The sequence below is a fragment of the Paenibacillus sp. OK003 genome, assembly GCF_900109515.1.
GTDB classification, from domain to species: Bacteria; Bacillota; Bacilli; order Paenibacillales; family Paenibacillaceae; genus Paenibacillus; species Paenibacillus marchantiae.
In genome coordinates this window covers 128834-151690 of sequence record NZ_FOBD01000010.1, presented here as the reverse complement: position 1 = coordinate 151690, position 22857 = coordinate 128834, and the positions used below count along the sequence as shown (strand labels likewise).

Below are 22857 nucleotides of genomic sequence, written 5' to 3'. Positions count from 1 at the left end.
TTTTGGTTAAAGAATGCAAGAGTGCTCCCTATTTTTCTTGTGAATTTTACAAGATTTTTTGTGTTTTTTCGATCAATTTTTACAAAAATCTGTATTGAGCTTCTATTAACCCATTATAAACTCCTTGTTTCTGGATAAGCTGCTCATGGTTTCCTTCTTCCTTGATTTCACCATGATCCAGCACGATGATGTTATCCGCATTTCGGATCGTGGAGAGACGGTGGGCCACCATAAAGGAAGTTCTTCCTTTCAGCAGCACTTTCAAAGCCTCCTGAATTTTGAGCTCTGTTTCGGTGTCGATGCTGGCAGTCGCTTCATCCAAAATCAAGATTCGAGGGTCGGCCAGCAAGGCACGGGCAAAGGATAACAATTGCCGCTGTCCCATGGATAATACATTCCCGCGTTCTTCAACTTCCGTATCATATCCACCCGGCAGCTTCATAATAAATTCATGGGCATTAACAGCCTTCGCAGCTTCTTCCACTTCTTCATCGGTTGCATCCAGTCGTCCAAAACGAATATTATCGCGAATGGTGCCAGAGAAGATAAACGTATCTTGCAGCACAATACTGATCTGGCTCCGCAGACTTTCAACCGTTACATCCCTTACATCCTGACCATCAATAGTGAGACGTCCGCCTGATATGTCATAGAATCGGCTGATGAGATTGATAATGGTACTTTTACCTGAACCCGTATGACCTACAAGTGCAATCGATTGTCCGGCATCTGCAGCGAAACTGATTCCCTTCAGCGCCTGTCTGCCCTTCTCATATTCAAACACCACATTGTCGAATACAATATCTCCTTTAATAGAAGCAAGCGGCTTGGCTCCAGGTTTATCTGCAATACTGGGCTCCTCATCCATAAACTCGAAGATCCGTTCGGAGGAAGCCATGGCAACGAGCAACTGATTGTACATCTGTCCCAGACGGTTGATCGGGTCCCAGAAGTTACCCACATAGTTGGCAAAAGCTACGAGTAATCCGATGGTCAGCTGCCCCTCTTGAATCAGATAAGCACCAAACCAGAACAGAATTAACGTTCCGAAGCCGCCTGTAATTTCAATCAGAGGACCAAAGCCCTGGTTCATGGCCGAAGCTCTATCCCATGATTTTTTGCTCGACAAATTCATGTTGTCAAAATACTTCATGTTTTCTTTTTCCTGCGTATAGGCCTGAGTCACACGAATCCCCTGAATGGATTCATTCAAATGGGAGTTGATGCGTGAGTTCTTCATACGTACATCCTGCCAGGCACGGCGGATTAACACACGAAGTTTGGTCGAAATAATAAACATGATTGGCACCGTGATGATTACGGCAAGACCCAGTTTCCAGTTAATCAACAGCAAAATGACGATAATCCCCAACAACTGCACACAGTCAATCATGACATTGACCGCACCGTTGGTGAACAGATCCTGCAGGGAGTTGATATCATTGGTGACACGCACCAATACCGAGCCCGCAGGTCTTTTATCAAAGAAGTTAAAGGACAGCTTCTGGATATGTTTGAACAAATCCGAGCGAAGATCATAAATGACCCGTTGCCCGATAATGTTCGTAAATTTGATTCGGTACGTATTAGCCGCCCATTGGATCAGGTATAACACAAGCACAGAACCAGCAATAATATAGAGCATCGTCAAGCTTGGCGACCCCGTTGCAGGTGCAATCGCTTTATCTATCGCCAAACTGATCAAAAATGGAACGGATAATTTCGTAATGGTACCCAAAATCATCATTAGAATAATGAGTGGCAAGAGTTGTCTTGCATAAGGTTTCATGTAAGAGAACAAACGTCCAAACTCACGCCAGTTAAACGGTTTTTCAATTATTTCGTCGTCCTGATATACAAAACGTTCATTCATTTTCTTGTCAGAGGTGTCTTTGACCTCGCGCCTGTCGGCTACCGTTTCGGCACTCATGAATTCACCTGCTCCCCAGCCTCCCGCTTAATGCGGGCAATATAATCTGCGTATTGAATCTCATATACGTCCCGGTAAGGCCCAGGCTCTTCAATGAGACGTTTGTGCGTGCCACGTTGAACGACCCGTCCTTCATCCAGCACCAAAATCTCATCTGCGTGACGCAGGGAAGAGATCCGATGCGCAATGATAAACGTCGTTCTGCCACGCATGACTTCCTGGAATCCGGATTGAATTTCATGCTCTGTCTCCATGTCGACTGCACTTGTTGCATCATCCAGAACGAGTATTTTCGGGTTTTTCAGCAGAGCTCTAGCAATTGCAATCCGCTGTTTCTGTCCTCCCGACAAGCCCATTCCACGCTCCCCTACAACCGTATCGTATCCTTCAGGGAATTCCATGATGAACTCATGAGCTTTGGCCAGTTTGGCTGCGCGGATAATTTCGTCCATGGTTACATTTTTGAGTCCATATGAAATGTTGTTGCGAATGCTGGACGAGAACAGGAACGTTTCCTGGAACACCGAAGCAATCTGACTCCGCAGGCTGCGAATGCCAATGTCCTTAATATTTTTGCCGTCCAGCTTGATGGTGCCCGAGTTCACGTTGTATGCACGCATCAGGAGCTGAATAATAGTTGATTTACCCGAGCCTGTTCCTCCCAGGAAGCCGATGACGGAGCCTGGTGGCGCATCAAAGTTAATATCAGTCACGGCCGGCATTTTATTGCCGTAAGCAAAGGTGACGGATTCAAAGGCCACATGCCCTTTGACTTGATCAGCCTCTACAATGACCGGATCTTCTGTCTCTTGTACATCTACCGGCGTATTCAAAAGTTCCAACACCCGTTCACCCGATGCTTTGGATTGCGTATAGTTGTTGATATGGAAACCCAGGTTCCACATTGGACCGATTATGTACCAGATCAAACTGAAAAAGGCAACGAGTTCACCGAGTGTTAACGTTTTCTGAATAACCATGTTTCCGCCAATGAGGAGTAGAAGAACTACGCTGACCGAAGCGAGAATCTCCATGATCGGAAAATATTGACTCCATAATGTTGCTGCATGAATCTGGTTTGTTTTGTAACGCTCGTTGCGGACGGAAAACTTCTCCACTTCGTGAGGCTCACGTGCAAATGACTTAACAGTACGCACTCCTGTAATATTCTCCTGTACTGCTGTCGTCAGAGAGCTGAGTGCCAGCCGCATTTCTTGGAACGCAGGGTGAATTCGGGATTCGAATCTCAACGCAACGAAGGCAAGCAGAGGAATACATATGAGCGTTAGCAAGGTAAGCTTCCAACTCATGGTCATCATCATGATTGCGCCGAATACGACCATCAGAACCATGTTGAGAATTTGAGCGAAGCCAAATCCGATAAAGTTGCGGATCGCTTCGAGATCTCCCGTGAGGCGGGACATCAAGTCTCCCGTTTTGGCCGTGTCGTAATACCGGAAGGATAAAAATTGAAGCTTTTCGTAACAAGCGTTACGAAGTCGGTACGCCAGGAAGTTTCCGAGACGCCCTCCAAAAAGACCGTGTAAAAATTGCATTCCCGCTTTCAAAATAACGACACCTAATACCGTTAAAGCAAGTTTGGGAACGTCTTCAAAATTGCGCGGAGTGATGACGTCATCAATCAGTATCCTGAGCAGGTTCGGATACACCAATCCAAGCGCGGTCGCTATGGCGAGGCATAAGATCGATAAAAATAAATACGTGCGCTTCTCCCAGAAAAAGATCTGCAATTGCCTGAGAACATCCATGTCTCTCCTCCTCTTATGTCGTTCAAAAACAGTATGAACATTTATGAAGTTTATCACCGTCCCCCGTTCGCGGCAAAGCGAATAAGCGACCATATTCAGGCTACTTTCACCTTAATGCGTCATTCAGGGAGGTAGATACCCTCCTATCAATCAAATGTTTGAATATTCTCTTCCTTTCAGGTTGTTCGTACCAAAAAAGGCTCCCTGTATGCCTTTAGGGGCAGGGGCCTTTTTGGGTACAACGACGACATTTCAGAATATCGCTGTATAACTCATTTTGTTATAAAACCGTTTCCATACAGACATGGATTCGAATCCCTTTTATTCGCGTTCAATCTGCCCCAGTTGCACAGACAGACTCTCCCATTCTTCGGCAGGAATTCCACTGGTCAGTGTCTCATGAAGGGCACCCACGGCCTCCTCAAGTCTCTCTTCCAATTGACGGGAGTGATGCTGCAAAGACTGCCCAAGCTGGTTATCATAGAATTGAACCAGCTTATTCTCCGCAGCAGGCAGAACATCGATCACCATTTGTTTAATAACGGGGTCAAGTGCCTCCTGCAGCCGCTGTCGTCCATCTCCTTCGAAGAACTGTTTCGGATTACGGAAATAACTCAGATATGCTTTCCAACCCGAAGGTTCTTCCAAACGCACCTCTTCCAGAACAGGTGTACTCCAGCGTTCGTTCAGTGGCAACGACAGATCCATGCCTCCGGATAATCGTTTCAGTTCATCTACACATTCGTTCACTTGCTTGTGCAGCCAAGTCTGACCCGCCTGTTCGAGTCTGAGTGTAGTGGCAAGCAGTTCCTGCTCCAGTTCGATGGCAATCATGCGCAGCAGTTCGCGACCGCAGGCAGCGAAGGCTGCTTTCAGATTCCCGCGATCCTCACGAAGAACGGATGGATGGAAGGCTTCTGCCATGAACAGACCAAAACGATAACCCAGGCGCTGCCGCACATGGAACAGCAGTTCAGCTGTTTCCTGAGCCAGCTCTGCCTTCATGGAACGTTCCGCGAGCAAATGTACCCTCTGAAGTGACTGTTCCTGAATTGAGCCCAGCTCATCCCGACGTCGCTGTAGAACCTCTTCCCCCTGGGCCGCATCCTCGGCACGAGTCTTCAGACGTTTAATCACCCGTGCAATCTCTTCAGAAGCTCCGCCGACCGCAAGGTCCGCAAGCTCACTTCCTGCAAACCGGTTAAATTCTTCCTCAAACTGAATGAAGCCGGATTGCTCCAGTAATGTCGCATCGTTGCCCGTCTTGCCTTCCATTGCCAGCATGCTGGATACAGGAAAGAGACGTGGTGCCCGAATGCCATTACTGCGCAGCTGCGTGCTCACATGATCCAGAACCTGCTCCAACTCCTCTTCAGAGGAAGACAAATCACTCGCATTAACCACAAAGAACATCTGATCCATCGCCGAGCTGTCTTTCACGCGTCCCAATTGATTCAGGAACTGTCGGTCTCCCTGAGAGAAGGCATGATTGTAGTACGTTACGAAAATGAGTGCATCCGCATTCTTCATATAATTGAAAGTGACACCCGTATGACGGGCATTCACGGAGTCAGCCCCTGGTGTATCTACAAGGACAATGCCTTGTTCTGTCACATCACAACTGTAGTACAGGTCAATACTGTCGACAAAGCAAGATTTCTTCTCATTCGCGACAAAGTTACGATATCCGTTCAGATCCACCAGCACATCCTGGCCGAGTTGAGCTGCGGTATCCTCCCAGCCTGCTGCGGCTGCCTGCAAAAAGCTGTAATGCGGACGGCCCGCCGGATGCACATCCTGTGGCGAAAGGGCTTTGACCCGTTTTTGCCAGTCTGCCCCAGGCTCGCCCAGTCCAAGCAAACGGAAGGAATACGCGAGATCCTCCTGGAAGGCGTCCGGGGTCTTCATCCGGACCCGGGCAGTTCCATGCTCCGCGCCACCGGACGGAGCCATGATCCGGTTAATTGCCGCTGTCGTTGGATGCGGCGAGACCGGTAACACGGCTTCGCCCAGCAACGCGTTGGCGAAGGAGGACTTGCCGGCGCTGAACGCTCCGAACAGCGCCAGCGTAAACGTGCCGCCCGCAAGCGAAGCCGCGCGTGCACGCAGATCCCGTACCGCCGACCCCATGGCAGGGTACGGCTCTACCAGCGCAGCGGCGGCTTCCAGCCGTGCCGCCGCTGCGTCCAGGCGCCGGCGACGCTGTGCGCCAGCCGCCGGCTGCCCAGGCACCGCCGCTTTGCGCGGCGGCGGTGCCCCTGGAGTCTGTGGCTGCGCAGCCACAGACTCTGCCGTGCCCGTGTGCGGGCCGGGTGCTTCACCCGGCTCGTGCGCGGGCACGGGCGGGCCCTGCACCTCCGGCAACAGCCCGGAGGTGAGGGGGCCCGCAGGCGGCAGCAGGCTGCGCAGCCCTGCTGCCTCGGCGTCGGCGGCGCGCTGTAGCGCCGTGTAGCGCGCCGCCGACGCCGATTGCGCCAGCAGCGCTGCGCGGCTGGCGTCCAGCGCCTGGAGCGCGGCTTCGCCCTGCGCGCCCAGCGCTTCAAGCAAGCGGTCGGCCAGCATCATGGCCGCCCTGCGATAACGGGCCTCAATCTCGCCCCGTATATCTTTGCTGAATTGAAGCACATACTCGGGAGATACCTCTGCGCTGGCGCTCCGTTTCATCTCCAGCAGTGCTTCATCCACCGCAGGCAGCTCCGCGTTCAGCGCCTGCTCCCACTCAGCACCCCACAGCTGATGGGTTTCACCCAGCTGTCTGAGCATCGTACGGATATGCACCTCAACTTGTCCTGAGGCCTGATCCTGCAAAAGTCTCACAAGCTCAGCCGCCCGACGCTGTTTCTCCTGCTCAGTCTTGCCACCAGAGAACAATAAGCCTACCCGGAAACCGGGTTTACGGCTCTCCAAATAGGCCGCAGCAGAGGTACGAATATCGGCCGGGGTTAGGTTCGCATTCGCCAGAAGGGGTTCCAGCTCCGCCCGAAACTGCTCCCGTTCCCGTGATGGTTTGGAACGAAGTTCGGCTTCCTTTTGATCGAGGAGACCCATTTCCTGTTCCAGGCGTTCAATTCCTTCCTTGCCCCCAACTTCCTCCAGGAGCGCTGCCTCTTCCTCTTCGCGTTCTTCCGCCTGTCTTGTCAGGTGCTGCTCAGTCACATGGCTCGCCGAGCTTGCAAGGCTGTGCTTGATTAACCCTTCCTTCTCATTCATCATATGTTCAATCAGCTGAGGAAGCTGCGCCCACTGGTTGTAACGATGCTCCTTGTCCCGAAGAGAAGTAAACAACAGCCCATCATACCGGACTTCCCAGGCTGCAAAAATAGCTTCTACACCTTCAACATATTGGTCAAATGAAAGCTCCCGTTCCCGATGTTTATCAATCTGGTTTACGATAAGAAACAACGGTTTGCCCCAATCCGATAGACTTTTGGCAAAAGAAAGATTGCTTTCCGATTGCACATGGTTATAATCCATCACATAGAACACCACATCGGCAAGATGCAGTGCTGAATGTGTTGCAAGGCTGTGCCCCTGATCGGTCGAATCCACGCCTGGCGTATCAAGTAATACCGCATCATCTTTCAGTAAGGGAATGTCATCCCATACTTCAATGGAGGTGTATGCCCCACCATTCTTGCAATACTCTTCCAATTGTTCAGGCGAAACCTCAAGAACTCCCGCTGAATTGTCAGCGCTTACGTTCAATGACGTATAAATAAGTGCTCTCGGCTCACCGTTACGGATGGATACAACATTCGCACTTGTAGGTACAGGACTCGAAGGCAAAACCCGCTTGCCGCATAAACTATTAATTAGACTCGATTTGCCTGCCGAGAAATGTCCACAAAACGCAATCGTTAACTGTTTCATTTCCGCCTTACTGATCAAATCCGTTAAAGCCTTTACAGCTGTATGGTCCCCTGTCTGCTCCATCGCTTCTCGCAGTGGAAGCAGAGGTTTAGCCATCTCTACTGGGTAATCTGTTCTGGACATGACTGGCCTTCCCCCTGGCTCCTCTAATTTGACATCTGGTCCGATGTCTTTATCTTATAATTCATTTATTTTACCATTATCAAGTTGGAAATTGAACGATTTGAATGCAAGATGGCTGACAAAGAAAATTCCACTCAGATTCTCCACATAAAAAAATAAAACCGATGCTGTCGGTTTTATCTGTGAAACGATTGTATTCCATAAGAAGCATGCTGCGTCCATGTCCAATTGGATCACCTTCAAAAGGATAACCCTGTGACATAGAAGCAGCATATCTTATTATTGCGAATCTCTTAGGAAACAGCGTTCTCCATCGAAGGCAGCAAAATTTCAAATACTTGTCCATGCTGCAAAATCGTAATGTCACGACCTTTGTCTCTCATGACAACCACTTCTGGTTTCGTGGACATACGCTCCAAATAATGTTCAGGCACATCGCCAGAATGGCTTACAGTGATGCCTTCTACTTCTTTTTCTTCGTTTTCAGCCATTTCCTGTTCAACGATTTGTTCGAAAATATCGGAGAAGGCCTCAAAATTGTCAGTGTACACGGAAATGCATTTCATGATTACTCATCCTCTTCTGCTCATTAATTTATTTTTCGTTTTGGGGTTGTGGCACGTTCCTTATCTTTCCTGATTTGGGACGTTTTCATACGCTTTTTCCCTTCTCTGCATATGTCCAGCAATGGACAGACATGACATTGAGGGTTTTGTGCCTTGCAATGGTAGCGTCCAAAAAATATGATCCGATGATGAGTTAAAGTCCACTCATCCCGGGGTACGCGCTTCATCAGTTTTTTCTCGACTTCAAGTACGGAGTCATCCCAACCTGCCAGTGCCAGCCTTTTGGATACACGTTCAACATGCGTATCCACCGCAATTGCCGGGACTCCAAATGCATTGGATACAACGACATTTGCCGTTTTCCGCCCTACACCAGGGAGCGTCACAAGCTGATCATGTTCCTGCGGTACATCACCGCCATACTGCTCTATTAAAATTCGGCACATGTTCTGAATATGCTTGGCCTTGTTTCGGTACAAGCCGATACGCCGGATATCCTGTTCCAGCTCTTCGAGAGGAACTGCCAGATAATCGGCAGGACTGGTGTACTTTTTGAACAAGTCTGCGGTTACCTTATTTACCGTTTCGTCGGTGCACTGGGCAGACAAAAGGACGGCTACAGTCAATTCAAACGCATTGCTGTGATTTAATTCGCAATGTGCGTCAGGAAACATCGCTTCCATTGTATCGAGTATATGCCTAACAGTGGCTGCATTCATGAAGAGCTACCTCCCACAAAATGACTCCACGCCGTGGAGCCTTACTTCGAAGCTTCTTTCGAGTACTTTGCGGGGACCCCAAAAATCTTGCAAAAAAAACGTCCTGATACGGGAAAGATCCCGCATCAAGACGGTCATTCTTTTGATCCTCGAAAAGAAACGATTACTGTTTTTGGATCTCCAGTACAACGTTGTTCAGGAGATACAATACAATATTATCATTATCTTTGAGAGATTGCACGCTTAAAGTGTTGTCACCCTGGTGAACAAATGCGCCTGTACCCAGTGCAAAACGATAATTCGTGTCAGATGTGGACTCACGTTTAACCAAAATTTGGTTGCCCACTCCATCATAAGACCAGAACTGTTTGCTCATGACAGTTAACACTCTGAAACGGGTGGAATTATCCGTATCCTTCGTCATCTCAACACGATCACCTACAGTAAGACTGCCAAGTGTGGTTAACGTAGATCCCGATTTGACTACTTTTACAGAACCACTAACAGGAACCGTCTCACTTTGACCATTGAACAGTTTCAGTGTAACTGACGAAGCATCAACAGATGTAACCTCCGCAAGCGTACGTTTAACAACTTGAACCGCTTTAGGCGTCGTTCCCTCAAATGTAACGTTAATCAGGTTGCCCGCTGTCAATTGTGACGCCGTAATGGTCTGACCACTTTCTCCTGTCAGAACCGCTTGATCGACATAGAACTGACTTGTCAGCGAATCCGATTTTACACGAACACGACCATTGGTCTCTACAGAGACTACTTCAAATTGAGCCACGGTGTTCAAAGCCACTTTCTGCACATAGTCCTGATTTGAACCCAGCGTAACTGTGACATTATCACCGATCTTCAGATCGCTCAGACTTGCTCCAGATTTGTTGTAGATCTCGATGGTTGGAACCGTGGAGTACGGCACCGTGATCGTTTGGTTTCCAGACAACAAACTGATTTTTCTGCCCGAAGTATCAATACTGCTGATTGTGCCTTCGTATTTGTAGATCACTTTAACGGATAGCGCACGAGTTCCTACATACGTCAGATCCAATTTGCGACCATCATTTAACAAAGACTCCAATCCAGCAAGTGTAGGCTTCGATGTGTTGTAGTCCAGCTTCGTTTTGTCATCCAGCGTGAACACAAACGGTTTTTTATTGCTGTCGAGAACCGTCAATACTTTTGTTTTACTGTTGTAGGATACAACGGAAACCCCGTTCATTGGCTCCATCTGACGTCCAATCACTTGAATACGCGTCACACGGTCTTCAGAGTTTAGCGTAAGTTCAACCTGATCTCCATTGGTTGCGTCCGTAATCAGATCATTCAGCGTAGCATCCTGGATTCCGTTAATAATGACTTCCGGCTTTTCTGCAAGCAGCTTCGCTTCCAGCGATCCACCTTCACGTTTAAACGTCAGTGTCGATTGGTTACCACCGATCTCCACCAGTGTACCGCGTACAGATTGCTCTACACCTTGCGACAATTCGATCGTTTGCAGGATGCTGTCTTTGACCGTATATTTCACTGCACTTCCCGCTTTGAGCTCAGCCAAGGTAAGGATTCGGTCCTGGTAACGAATAATCAAATTATCGTTATACGTGTATTGCTCTGTAGTTCCGGCTGCATTGGTAAGCTTAATCGTTTTGGCAGCAGTCGTTACTTCCGCAACGACACCACTATCACTTTTGTTGACAATACCGGACTTCACACGAATAACAACTGTCTTTTTGTCAGCCGAGAACGTTTCACGTTGTACTTCAATGGTGCTATCTGCTGTAATATCAGACAGTTTAATTGCATTTCCGTTTTGATCGATAAATGCCGTTGCCTCATCATAGCCGTATGTTTCATAATTCTCGCCTACAAACAAGCCAATTTTATTCCCTGATAATGAACGAGCAAACGTACCTTCAACGCTTTCTACCTGCGGCGTAGCATCGACCACTTCGACATAGGAAGCCGTACCGGTAGTACCTACAATCTGAACTTTGGTATACAGCTTCACATCTGCAGACGATGCACGGGATTCACTGTCTTTAGTAAAGTAAGGCGTACTGCTGTTCACTGCGAAGTTAACAGCTTTTCCGTCCACAACCAGCGTGATCTGCCCATCTTTTAATCCAGTTACATAACCCGTGGATGTGTTCGCATACTTCGTATCCGTTAACGTTTCGCCACGGCTGAAGAATGTAGCGAGTTGAGCACGAGTTACAGAGCCGGTTGGATTAAATTTGTTGCCATCTACACCTTTGGCCAGATCCAGGCTTACAGCCAGATTGATGTAACCTTTGCCACTTTCTGAAATGCTATCATTATCAGCAAACCCGGTAGATTGATTATTTTGTGCCTTTGCTTCAGCATCTTTGTTCAACGAACGGATCAGCAATTTTGTAATCCATTCACGTGATGCCTGCTTCTGCCCCCAGGATGTTTTGGATACATCCACAGTAGATTCTTCGGTTTTATCAATCAGTCCCAGTTGAAGCGCCAAAGCGACATATGGCTTGAAATAGTTTCCCACTTCCATATTTGTCGGTAATGCCGTAGCCGTGCTGTCGTTCAACTGGTTCTCCTTGTTCATAAAACGGATCGCCATCGTCACAGCTTCCTGCTGTGTTACCGCGTCTCCTGGACGGAACAGGCCGTTGTTACCGAGAAGAATGCCTTGATAGGCCAGTTTGTACACATGTTTCTCAGCCCAATATCCGACCTTGATATCACTGAACAAACCGGTTGGTGCAGCTGTATTGTTTACAGTTGCAGTCTGGCCTTGCCCCGTATCTGTTGATTCTGCTGCCATGGCAGCTCCGCCGGCGCTAAGGGCCATCATGCCTGCAAGCACGGCTGAAACTACTTTTTTAGAGTGTGATGGATTATTATATTTAAAAGTCACCTGTGATTCCCCTCTCTCATGTAAAACGGCCGATATTCCGCAGATTCACGGTAAAACAACATGCTATACAACCTATTCGGATCGTGTCATTGGATGCTCAAGATCCACATGGCCCATCAAACTCTCGGATTTCTGGCCGTCCACCAGCAAATCAAGCGATTTGACTTCATCAAACTGGAAGAACGTTTGCTTCAAAGCATCAATCGCAAACACTTCACCACCTGCACCAAGACGGGCTGTATCCGGCATGTGGATATCCAGAGTAAGCGCCCCGTCTTTGAACTGAACAGATTTCAATTCAATTTCTTTCGCCCATAGTGGAACGAGTTTGTCGTCTTTACTTTGTTGCAGTGCTGCAAATGCAGCCTTGTACTTGGCATCATCCGAAGCGTAAGAAATATCTGCCGTTGCTTTGTGCAATTCCAACTCTTCCAGATCTGTGTAGTACACATCAATGGTTTTCTTCTCATTACTTTCGGAAGTTCCAGGCTTCTCCGAAGTAGTTCCACCCGATGGAGTCGTTGTGCCCTCCGTACTGCCTTCTGTGGTACCAGGTGTCGTTGTCGTTGTATCCTCCGGTTCCACGGTTACAGGTTCAGTAATATCCGTCTCATTCTGATCCTCAGACGCATTGTTCTCTGTTCCAGCACCTTGAGTCTGATTTGGAGCTGGAGCAGCTGTTGGCTTGCTTCCACATCCAGCAGCAACTGTCATAACCGTTACCAGCAGCGCTGCAATCCATAATTTTTTGTTCATTCTAACTCCGCCTCCTGATCATAAGGGTTGAACCCTTATTTAATTCCCAGATACTCTTTGATCCCTGCAACAATTCCTTTGGCTACACTGTTCTGGAAACTTTCAGTGAACAATGCGGCTTCATCGCTCTTGTTGCTCAGGAAACCAGCTTCCAGCAAAACAGCAGGCATCGTTGTTTCACGGGTTACGTGGAGACTTGCCGTTTTTACTCCGCGGTCCTTCAGGCCAGATGATTGCAAGAGATACTTGTGCATTACCGTAGCCAATGCCTTACTATTTGAACGGGTGTAATACGTCTCTACACCGTTTGCTGCTGCAGATCCGCTGTTCGCATGAATAGAAATAAAGATGTCTGCCTTCAAGCTTTCTGCGATCTTCACTCGTTCTTTCAAAGCCAAAAATGTATCATCGCTGCGCGTCAGCACAACGTCAATGTTGGATTCTTTTTTCAGCAATGCTTCCACTTTCAGAGCCATTGCCAGATTGAAGTCTTTTTCCTTCTTGCCGGTTACACCGATAGCTCCCGGGTCCTGATCACCATGTCCAGCGTCTACAACAACAACTTTTTTGCCGTTGTTTCCAACAGGAGGTTGCGGTGTTGTAGTGCCTTCTTTGTTCAGATCAATCATAACCAGACCAGAGTCACTTTGCACGTCATAACCTTTTGCAGTGTTCAGATCAATGACAAAACGAAGGGTCGAAGGACTATTGCTGTACAAGGAATAACGAATCTTCGACACGTCCGGATATCCACTCACGACAAGCTGTCCATTCTGGTTGCTGTCCAGAGCTTGTCCTTCACTAAAAGAGTCAGCGAATGCGGTATTTGGCAAGTCTATAACGATTCGATCCGGTCCTGTCATCGTGAAGACGTTCGGCTTCGTATTTCCGCTTGTTGCAATCAAAAAGCGGTTGTCACTGAAGCTGATGCCGTTCACCAGTACAAGACCCTCCTGATCCGATCCTCCACCATCATTACCAGAGTTCGGAGGAGTGGTTGTCCCGTTTCCGGAACCTGAATTCTGGGTAACTAATGTTACCGTCTTCGTTGTATTGTTCCAACCCACCTTAAGACCCATTTGCTCACCAACGAACCTTAAAGGCACAAGTGTGGTTCCATTTTTCACGAGTGGCGGGGCATCCAGGTTCACGTTACTGCCGTTCACCGTTGCCGTCTTCTGTCCAACAATCATCTGCATGGCAGTGTTGTCTTTGCTAATAGTCACGGTGCTTGTTGCCTGTTTCCAGTCCACACCATATCCCAGGCTCTCCGAAATAACTCGAATTGGAACCATCACGCTGCTATTGATGATTTCCGCTTTGGCATCCGAAGGCTGCACAATTTCTTTCCCATCTAGGATAATGTGCGTATCTGCTGCTGCATGACTATAGCCCGGGAAAACGAGCCCAAAGACAAATAACAGTACCAAAAAACCGAACTTCTTCATCCTTCACCCCTACCATTCTCATATTTTTTTGCCGCATGTTGTGAACCTTCAGCTCCGACTGACCACTGAGGCATTACCAGACACCTATTAGACGCCTCGCACTCTCAAAAGTTGCGAATATATTCCAACATAACAGAAAAAAAACGTTGTCAAATCAAGCTTTTTCTACATTTTATTGTCTGCATTTTTCCTTAATTATCAATTATGCATCTTGAAACAACGCACTACCCTGATCTTCATATTTGCGCACAACACACATTACAGACCCAAATATTCAACAATTCCGTCTACAATGGCCTGTGCACATTTGTTCTGATAATCTTCGGTCAGCATCATTGCTTCATCAGCAGGATTACTCAGAAATCCGAGTTCAAGCAGAACTGCGGGCATCGTTGTTTCACGGGTTACATGCAGACTTGCCGTCTTGACTCCCCGGTCCTTAAATCCCGTAATCGGCAACACATGCTTGTGCAAAATGTCGGCCAATTCCTTGCTTTCCTTACGAGTGTACAACGTTTCAATTCCATTAGGAACAGGCGTTGTAAACTTGTTTCCATGGATCGACACAAAAATATCCGCTTGATTCAGTTGGGCGATATCCACACGCTGCTGCAGGGATAATTCTGTATCGTCCTGCCTTGTAATCACCGTCTGAATCTCCGTATGCTGTTGCAGAAGTGCCTGAACTTTGAGTCCCACAGCCAAATTAAAGTCCTTTTCATAGGCGCCTGTCACACTGACGGCTCCCGACTGTCGTCCACCATGTCCTGGATCAATAATGACAACCTTTTTGCCATCATTGGTTGGCACAGCAGGCTGACTTGTTGGTTCTCCATTACTCGCCGCAAGGTCAACAAGCAACACGTTGTTCTCGCCCAGTGACCATTTGGCAGTCGCCACCTGACTCAGATCAAGGACCACACGCACCGTTGAAGGCGTTTGGCTGAACATTGCATATCGCACCTTGGAAACCAGCGATGAATCCGTAACCAGAAGCGTCCCGCTGCCATCCGGATGGGAAGCCTGTCCCTGGATGAACTCCTTGGCAAATGTGGTGCCGGGCAGATCTACGATGATACGATCAGGTCCGCTTAGACTGGAAACCTTCGGTGTGATTTTCCCGTTCGTTGCCAAGATTAGACGATCCCCGCCGAAGCTGATACTTTGAAGCTCAGACAGCCCTTCCGGTTCAGGAGCTTCCACTGGGTCATTTTCACCTTCGGTACCAGCTACAGGAGGAATACTTAATAGGCTTACTGTCTTGGTTCCATTGTCCCATCCCACCTGAAGACCCATGCCTTCACCGACAAAACGTAACGGAACCAGTGTAGTCCCCTGTTTAATTAGAGGCGGAGAATCGAGACTCACCCGATTTCCATTCACGGTGGCCGCATCTTCACCTGCCGTCATCTGGATACTGCTGTTGCCTTTGAGAATACGGACGGTCTGGGTGGCTTTCTCCCATTTCACCTGATAACCGAGGTTTTCGGAGACGATCCGAATGGGCACCATCACGGTTTTGCCAGTATTCTCGGCCGGAGCTCCCGACTGCTGATTAATGGTCACACCGTCCAGCACAATCGAGGGAGACGAATCGGCATTTGCCATGACAGGAAATAAACACAGGAACAGAAAAACAAAGACTGCTGCCGACCATTTCTTCATACATCAACCACCATTCTGTTTGTCTTTTGAACCTTCGACCTGATTCGCTGTGAGGCAACACTCGACTCTATCTACCCTTCCATAATCTACTAATCAGTTTATCAGATATTGTCACTCCATCCGGTTACAACGTTGTCATATTTAGTCGGAATCCCCTGCAACTCGAAAACATAATTGCATCATTGCCAAATGCAAAAAAACCTCCAATTCGGTCCAAGGAACGGTGAAGTTCCCTGCACGATTGGAGGTTTGATATACGAACTACAGATGAAAGATTAGACTGAGGCCGTTTGTCCAAACAGCTTTGCCGCGTGGCGTTGTTCATAAGCAGCTATCTCGTCATCATGTTGAAGTGTGAGACCAATATCGTCCAGTCCTTGCAACAGGAATTGGCGACGATGCTCATCCAGATCAAAATCAATATGCAGTCCGTAAGCATCTGTAATCGTTTTGTTTTCCAGATTCACATTCATCTCATAGCCTTCATGTGTCGCTGTACGCTGGAACAGATCTTCAACCTGCTCTTCCGACAGTTTAATCGGCAAGATCCCGTTTTTGAAACAGTTATTATAGAAGATATCCGCATACGATGGTGCAATAACACAACGGAATCCGTAGTCCATTATCGCCCATGGTGCGTGCTCACGAGAAGATCCACAACCAAAGTTGGCGCGTGAGATCAGAATGGATGCCCCTTCGTAGCGAGGTTTATTCATTTCGAAAGAAGGATTGTTGTTACCCTCTTCGTCAAAACGCCATTCGTAGAACAAAAATTGTCCAAATCCGGTCCGTTCGATCCGTTTCAAAAATTGTTTCGGAATGATTGCATCTGTATCTACATTGACCCGGTCTACCGGTGCAACGATGCCTTGCAGTGTTTTGAATTCTTCCATATCATTCGTTCTCCCTTCAATCCGTTCCTTTGTTAGATAGCTGCTTCCGTTTTGAAATTCCAGTCACGTACGTCAACGAAGTGTCCCTTAACTGCTGCTGCTGCTGCCATTGCAGGAGATACAAGGTGAGTACGTCCTCCACGTCCCTGACGTCCTTCAAAGTTACGGTTGGATGTCGAGGCACAACGTTGTCCTGGTTTCAGTACATCCGGGTTCATTGCCAGACACATACTGCATCCTGCATCACGCCATTCAAATCCAGCCTCCGTGAAGATTTTATCCAGACCTTCTTTTTCCGCCTGAATTTTAACACGTCCCGAGCCTGGTACAACGATCGCTGTAACATTACTGGATACGGTGTGACCTTTGGCTACCTGTGCAGCAGCTCGCAGATCTTCAATCCGTCCATTCGTGCATGAACCGATAAATACATAATCAACCGGGATTTCGGAGATCGGTGTTCCAGGTTCCAAGCCCATATATTCAAGTGCTTTTTCAGCAGCTTTACGTTCGTTTTCGGTTGGCAGTTCAGCCGGGACAGGAACTTTCGAAGAAATGTCGGTTCCCATACCTGGGCTAGTACCCCAAGTTACTTGTGGAATTAATGTTTCCACATCGATTTCAACCACACGGTCGAATTCAGCACCCTCGTCAGTTACAAGCTCTTTCCAGGCAGCAACCGCTTCATCGAATTGGCCATCGGCAGGTACGTATTCACGTCCACGCAGATATTCAAAAGTTGTTTCATCCGGAGCAATCATGCCCGCTCTTGCTCCACCTTCGATGGACATGTTGCAGACGGTCATACGCTCTTCCATGCTCAGTTCACGGATCGACTCACCTGTATATTCAATAACATATCCAGTAGCAAAGTCTGTACCGTATTTGGCGATGACTGCGAGAATCATATCCTTCGCCGTTACACCCGGGTTACGTTTGCCGACAAAACGAACTTCCATCGTTTTGGCTTTGGCTTGCTGCAAACATTGAGTTGCCATAACGTGCTCTACTTCACTCGTTCCGATCCCGAATGCGAGTGCGCCAAATGCACCGTGTGTGGATGTGTGGCTGTCGCCACATACAATCGTTTTACCTGGATGAGTCAGGCCAAGCTCAGGACCCATAACGTGTACAACACCTTGATCGATAGAATCCAGATCATACAGTTTTACGCCGAAGTCACGGCAGTTTTGTGAAAGTGTGTCAATTTGTTGTTTGGAGATTGGATCCGTAATGTTGAAACGATCCTTCGTTGGTACGTTGTGATCCATGGTTGCAAATGTCAGCTCAGGGCGACGAACTTTACGGCCGCTCAGACGCAGACCTTCAAACGCCTGTGGAGATGTTACTTCATGTACCAGATGCAGATCGATATACAAAATGCTTGGTTTGCCTTCTTCCTGATGAATCACGTGATTTTCCCAAATTTTCTCAAACATCGTTTTTTTACTCATCATTTTCACCTCATCATAAGTTCGGTCCTTGGAAGAGCCTCATACGTTTATCTAAAAGTAAAGCTCTTGAATGACATAAATATATCACCCTGTCCTTCATTGTTCCAAGATATAATATCTATAGATGTAATAGGTTTAACCTATAATGAGGGAAACACAAATAAACCACTGCTCTATGCAGAGGTTTCAATTGATAACAATTATCATTATCACATAAGTCTTATACTACGTTCCAGCCTTCTCGCTGTCAATGTTTTTTATGTAAAATAGAAAAAAGCAGCCTTGATCATCAGGGCTGCGATATCTTCATTATCGTTTTACAAACAAGTGTTTTATGGGCGGTTTTGTAATTATGCCAGACTACTACACGGATTCTACAAACCGTTATTGGCAATTACATCTTTGTACCAGAAGAAACTCTTCTTGCGCTTTCTCTCCAGCGTTCCATTACCATCATTATCCTGATCGACGTAAATAAAACCATATCGTTTCTCCATTTCGGAGGAGGAATAACTGATCAGATCAATAATGCCCCAACTGGTGTAGCCCATCAATTCAACTCCGTCGAGAATAGCTTCATGCATCTGTTCCATATGGGAACGGAAATAATCAATCCGGTAATCATCCTGAATACTGCCGTCATCTTCGATCATATCAACGGCTCCAATCCCATTTTCAACGATAAACAACGGCACCCCGTAGCGACTATAAAGCTCGTTCAGGGAAATGCGCAAACCTACCGGATCAATCTGCCAGCCCCAGTCATTAGTATTCAGATAAGGGTTCTTTACACCACCAGTAGTGTTACCACTCACCTGCTCCAATCGGTCCCCATCAACACTCGATACAAGCGACATATAATAACTGAATGAAATAAAGTCCACCGTGTGCACTTTCAGAATCTCCTCGTCACCTTCCAGCATATCCAGCACAATCCCTTTTTCGGCAAACAATCTCTTCGTAAAATAGGGGTATGCCCCACGGACCTGAACATCCGTGAACATCAGATTAAATTGATTATCCCTGGAAGCGACCAATACATCTTCGGGGTTACACGTATGGGCATATGTCGTCAGCTTGGTAAGCATACATCCGATCTGAGAACCAGGAATGATCTCATGACAATACTTCACCGCCAGGCTACTGGCCACAAATTGATGATGCAGCGCCTGATATACAGCCTGTTCCACGTTGTCATAACGATCCGGAACGATACCACCACTCGTAAACGGATGACGAACGATGCTGTCAATCTCATTAAAGGTAATCCAATATTTCACTTTATCTTTATATCGATTGAACACCGTTTGGCAAAAGTGAACAAAGTAATCGACCACTATGCGATCCGTCCATCCCCCATGATGATTGACCAGATACATCGGCATCTCATAATGAGACAACGTAATCAACGGTTCAATGCCCTGCTGTAACATGCCATCAATGACACGATCATAGAATTGCAAGCCGGCTTCATTGGGTTGCGTTTCATTCCCATTCGGGAAGATCCGTGTCCATGCAATGGACAAACGTAATGTTTTCAGACCCATTTCCCCAAACAAGGCTAGATCTTCCTCGTAACGATGGTAGAAATCGATGCCCCTGCGTTTCGGATATTCTCTGTCCGACGTTGATTCCATCGCTTCCTGGATCTGTTCTTCCGTAATTGCGTTATGTTTTTTGTACTCGCTCTTGGCAACACCTTTACGATAAATGGCGATATCGGCTGTAGACAGACCCTTGCCATCCACATTCCAGGCACCTTCCGCCTGATTGGCTGCAATGGCTCCTCCCCATAAAAAGCCTTCCGGGAACGTTCTTGTTGTATTGGTCATTGTGTATTCCTCCTTGATTGGTTCTGTGTTAATTGCGACTCATTACGCGATTGATATGAATAATCAGGTACATCATTTCTTCGCTAGAAATCGTATGTTCGAAGCGGGCTTCAATGTACGCTTTGATCAGCTGCACACATTGTTCTTCCTGCGGATATTTGTTCGCGATCTGGTCAAACAGCTCATGATCCTGCGTATTTAACGTTTTATGCTCAAACAGTCGCTGAATGAAGAACTGCAAATGGGTTAAAAAGCGGGAATAGTTAATGCTGTGTGTATCCAGCTCCACCTGATAATAAATTTTAATAATATTGAGTACATCCTTGACCGTGCCCGTCATCAGCATGACCTGATTCATATTGTCATCATTCTGCTGAGCATTGACGAGATGAAAGGCAATATTGGCCGCTTCCTCTTCAGGCAGGGAGAGACCAAGCTGATTGTGAATGAGAAACAGACCATGCATGCCAATGCTGAATTCCTGTGGATAGAACTTCTTTACTTCCCACAGCATGCGATTCTGGATAGTCATATTGTCCCTGAACCGTTTAGTCGCCATATACAAGTGATCCGTTAATGAGACGTAAAGATGATCACTCAGGTGTCGGGACAATGTATGTTTGGCATAGGAAATAATTTCGTCAGCCAGGATCAGATATTCTTTTGGCGTTTCCTTCATCAGAGCGGTGAGATCCGAAGAGATTCTTTCATTTTCAAGCACATATACCTTCTCAATCTCGTCCTCGCTCACGACATCTCCAGGTTTGCTCTTGAAGCCGATGCCCTTCCCCATCACAATAATTTCCTTATCATCCTCACCACGTCTGGCGAGAACAACGCTCGAATTCAGTATTTTCACGACTTCCATATCCGGCTGCCTGCCTCTCATTCATATTTCGGGCGGTTATAACACTGTAATTAATGGTTTCTCCGGTCCCGTTATTGGTGATGATTCATTACCCAATACCTCCAGATAATCCGAGGAATTGGTCACAATTACAGGGGTCGTGGTGTCATAACCTGCGGCTTGTATTGCTGCAAGATCAAACTCCATCAGAAGTTGACCATGGGAGATTGGTTCCCCTTCAGTTACTTTTACGTCAAAATGCTGCCCTTTCAATTTCACGGTATCCAGTCCTACATGAATCAGGAGTTCAACCCCATCCACAGACTTTAACCCCAGGGAATGTTTGGTACGAAATACCGTCTCAACAGTACCATCAAACGGAGCAAATACTTTGCCTATGCTTGGCTGAATCGCCATCCCCTGTCCCATTGCCTCTTGGGAGAAAGCCTCATCCTTCACTTCTCTTAAGGGAAAAACTGTACCCTCCAGTGGCGCAAATACCATTTTTTTCGATTTGATTCCAGCCGAAGGCTTTATCTCAGGTTTTTCTTCCGCTTTTGCTACCGAAGAGTCTGTTGTTGGAACTGCTGCTGGAACAACATCCTGAAATCCAATAACATACACTGCAATAAACGCGATAATGGCGGAAATCAGCATCGTAATAATGGCATATATAATGTTCATGTGGTCTTCACTGATAAACATAGGCATGGATGCAATCCCTGGTCCCACGGCTGCATACGCCTTGAGATTCACAATTCCTGCGAATAATCCCCCGATACCAGCACCGATCATGCATGCAAACAGCGTTTTCTTGAGTCTTAAATGTACACCGTACAATGCTGGTTCCGTGATTCCAAATACACCGGAGATGCCCGCAGACAGCGCGACTTGTTTGAGCTTCACATCCTTGGTTTTGAACGATACGGCCAGCGCTCCTGCTCCCTGCGCCATATTAGATGCCAGCATGGCAACCAGTACCAGTGTCTCGTAACCAGGTGAAGCGAGTGCTGCGAAAATAATGGGATAAAACACTTTGTGCATACCGAACATTACAATTAAAGGCATCAGAATCGCCATAATGACAACAGTCAACCAGCCAATTTTGTCCTGAATCCAGTAGATCAGGTTGGACATGCCTGTCCCGAGATACATGCCCAGTGGGCCAAGTACAATCAGCGCGATTGGAGCAACAATCAGAATGACAATCAACGGTTTAAGGAATATCTTAACAGGTCCTGGTGAGACCTTGTCGGCAAAACGTTCGATATAGGACATAAACCAGACGGTTAAAATTATCGGTACAACCGATGATGCATATTGAACCGAAGCTACAGGCAATCCGATAAAAGATACCGGATCTTCACCGCCAAGCAATCCAATCATATTGGGATGCAGCATGATTCCCGCGAACAGGACAGCTACAAAAGGGTTGGTCTTAAATTTATTTGCACTGGAATAGGCCAGCAGGACCGGAAGAAAATAAAAAGCCGCATCCGACATAACACTCAAAACGGTATACGTCTGGCTTTCTTTGGACATTAGTCCAGTCACGGTTGCCAGAAGCAGCAGCGCCTTCAACATGCCTGATGCAGCAATGGCCGGTATTATCGGCTGGAAGATGCCTGCAATTACACTGGCAAAGGTGTTAAACAGACCTTTGGGACTGTAATCTGCTTTTTTCTTTTCCTGAACCTCACTGGATTGCTCAGTATCCACCATCTTGGCAAGTTCGTTATAGACATATCCGACATCATTGCCGATGATTATCTGGTATTGCCCGCCACTGTTCACTGCGCCGATGACTCCATCCAGGTTTTTGATCTCGGCCGTTTTCGCTATATCAGGGTTCTTCAAATTAAGTCTGAGCCTGGTGGAGCAATGGATTGCCGTGTGGATATTATCATTGCCACCAACCAGCTCCATAATCGATTGGGCTAATTGTTTGTGATTCATGGTGCACCTCCGCCTTTTTTCTGCTGGGAACAAAAAAAGACCTAAATAGGGTAGGAAAAAGAAACTCTTCCCACCCAATCTAGGTCTTGCCTGCCGAACAGTAACACGCCATCGTTGGATGAACTGT

Annotated in this window: 14 protein-coding genes; all 14 read right to left on the bottom strand. The window is 47.2% G+C overall.

Features of this window, described 5'->3' with window-relative positions:
• Positions 1–79 precede the first annotated feature (79 nt).
• The gene (locus tag BMW94_RS17510) at positions 80–1930 is read right to left on the bottom strand and encodes an ABC transporter ATP-binding protein (protein WP_091000301.1); all 1851 of its coding nucleotides are present in this window, start codon (positions 1928–1930) and stop codon (positions 80–82) included.
• Complete coding sequence (locus tag BMW94_RS17505; RefSeq protein WP_091000300.1) at positions 1927–3699, bottom strand: ABC transporter ATP-binding protein; 1773 nt, start codon at positions 3697–3699, stop codon at positions 1927–1929. Before BMW94_RS17505 ends, BMW94_RS17510 begins: the two co-directional genes overlap by 4 nt.
• Before the next feature lie 321 nt (positions 3700–4020).
• A complete protein-coding gene (locus BMW94_RS17500; RefSeq protein ID WP_091000299.1) occupies positions 4021–7692 on the bottom strand; it encodes a dynamin family protein in 3672 nt (1223 codons plus the stop codon).
• 293 nt (positions 7693–7985) lie between these two features.
• Positions 7986–8258 carry a hypothetical protein gene (locus tag BMW94_RS17490; protein ID WP_024630585.1) on the bottom strand — a complete coding sequence of 91 codons (273 nt, stop codon included), beginning with the start codon at positions 8256–8258 and terminating at the stop codon, positions 7986–7988.
• 23 nt (positions 8259–8281) lie between these two features.
• Entirely contained in the window at positions 8282–8977 is a 696-nt protein-coding gene (nth, locus tag BMW94_RS17485; RefSeq protein ID WP_091000297.1) for an endonuclease III, read from the bottom strand.
• A 163-nt stretch (positions 8978–9140) separates the two neighbouring features.
• On the bottom strand, positions 9141–11879 hold the full coding sequence (locus BMW94_RS17480; RefSeq protein WP_091000296.1) for an S-layer homology domain-containing protein: 2739 nt from the start codon (positions 11877–11879) through the stop codon (positions 9141–9143).
• 72 nt (positions 11880–11951) lie between these two features.
• Positions 11952–12635 carry a GerMN domain-containing protein gene (locus BMW94_RS17475; protein ID WP_091000295.1) on the bottom strand — a complete coding sequence of 228 codons (684 nt, stop codon included), beginning with the start codon at positions 12633–12635 and terminating at the stop codon, positions 11952–11954.
• A gap of 35 nt (positions 12636–12670) precedes the next feature.
• Complete coding sequence (locus tag BMW94_RS17470; protein ID WP_091000294.1) at positions 12671–14083, bottom strand: N-acetylmuramoyl-L-alanine amidase family protein; 1413 nt, start codon at positions 14081–14083, stop codon at positions 12671–12673.
• Between the two features lie 258 nt (positions 14084–14341).
• Positions 14342–15748 (bottom strand): N-acetylmuramoyl-L-alanine amidase family protein, encoded by a 1407-nt coding sequence (locus BMW94_RS17465; RefSeq protein ID WP_091000293.1) that lies wholly within the window; start codon positions 15746–15748, stop codon positions 14342–14344.
• A gap of 275 nt (positions 15749–16023) precedes the next feature.
• The gene (leuD, locus tag BMW94_RS17460; RefSeq protein WP_076288982.1) at positions 16024–16641 is read right to left on the bottom strand and encodes a 3-isopropylmalate dehydratase small subunit; all 618 of its coding nucleotides are present in this window, start codon (positions 16639–16641) and stop codon (positions 16024–16026) included.
• 32 nt (positions 16642–16673) lie between these two features.
• The gene (gene leuC, locus BMW94_RS17455) at positions 16674–18095 is read right to left on the bottom strand and encodes a 3-isopropylmalate dehydratase large subunit (protein WP_091000292.1); all 1422 of its coding nucleotides are present in this window, start codon (positions 18093–18095) and stop codon (positions 16674–16676) included.
• A gap of 374 nt (positions 18096–18469) precedes the next feature.
• Positions 18470–19927, bottom strand: coding sequence for a glycoside hydrolase family 1 protein (locus tag BMW94_RS17450; RefSeq protein ID WP_091000291.1), 1458 nt, complete (start codon positions 19925–19927; stop codon positions 18470–18472).
• 28 nt (positions 19928–19955) lie between these two features.
• Positions 19956–20795: a BglG family transcription antiterminator LicT gene (licT, locus tag BMW94_RS17445; protein ID WP_091000290.1), complete on the bottom strand. Its 840-nt coding sequence runs from the start codon at positions 20793–20795 to the stop codon at positions 19956–19958.
• 36 nt (positions 20796–20831) lie between these two features.
• Complete coding sequence (locus BMW94_RS17440; RefSeq protein ID WP_091000289.1) at positions 20832–22730, bottom strand: beta-glucoside-specific PTS transporter subunit IIABC; 1899 nt, start codon at positions 22728–22730, stop codon at positions 20832–20834.
• Positions 22731–22857: the final 127 nt, after the last annotated feature.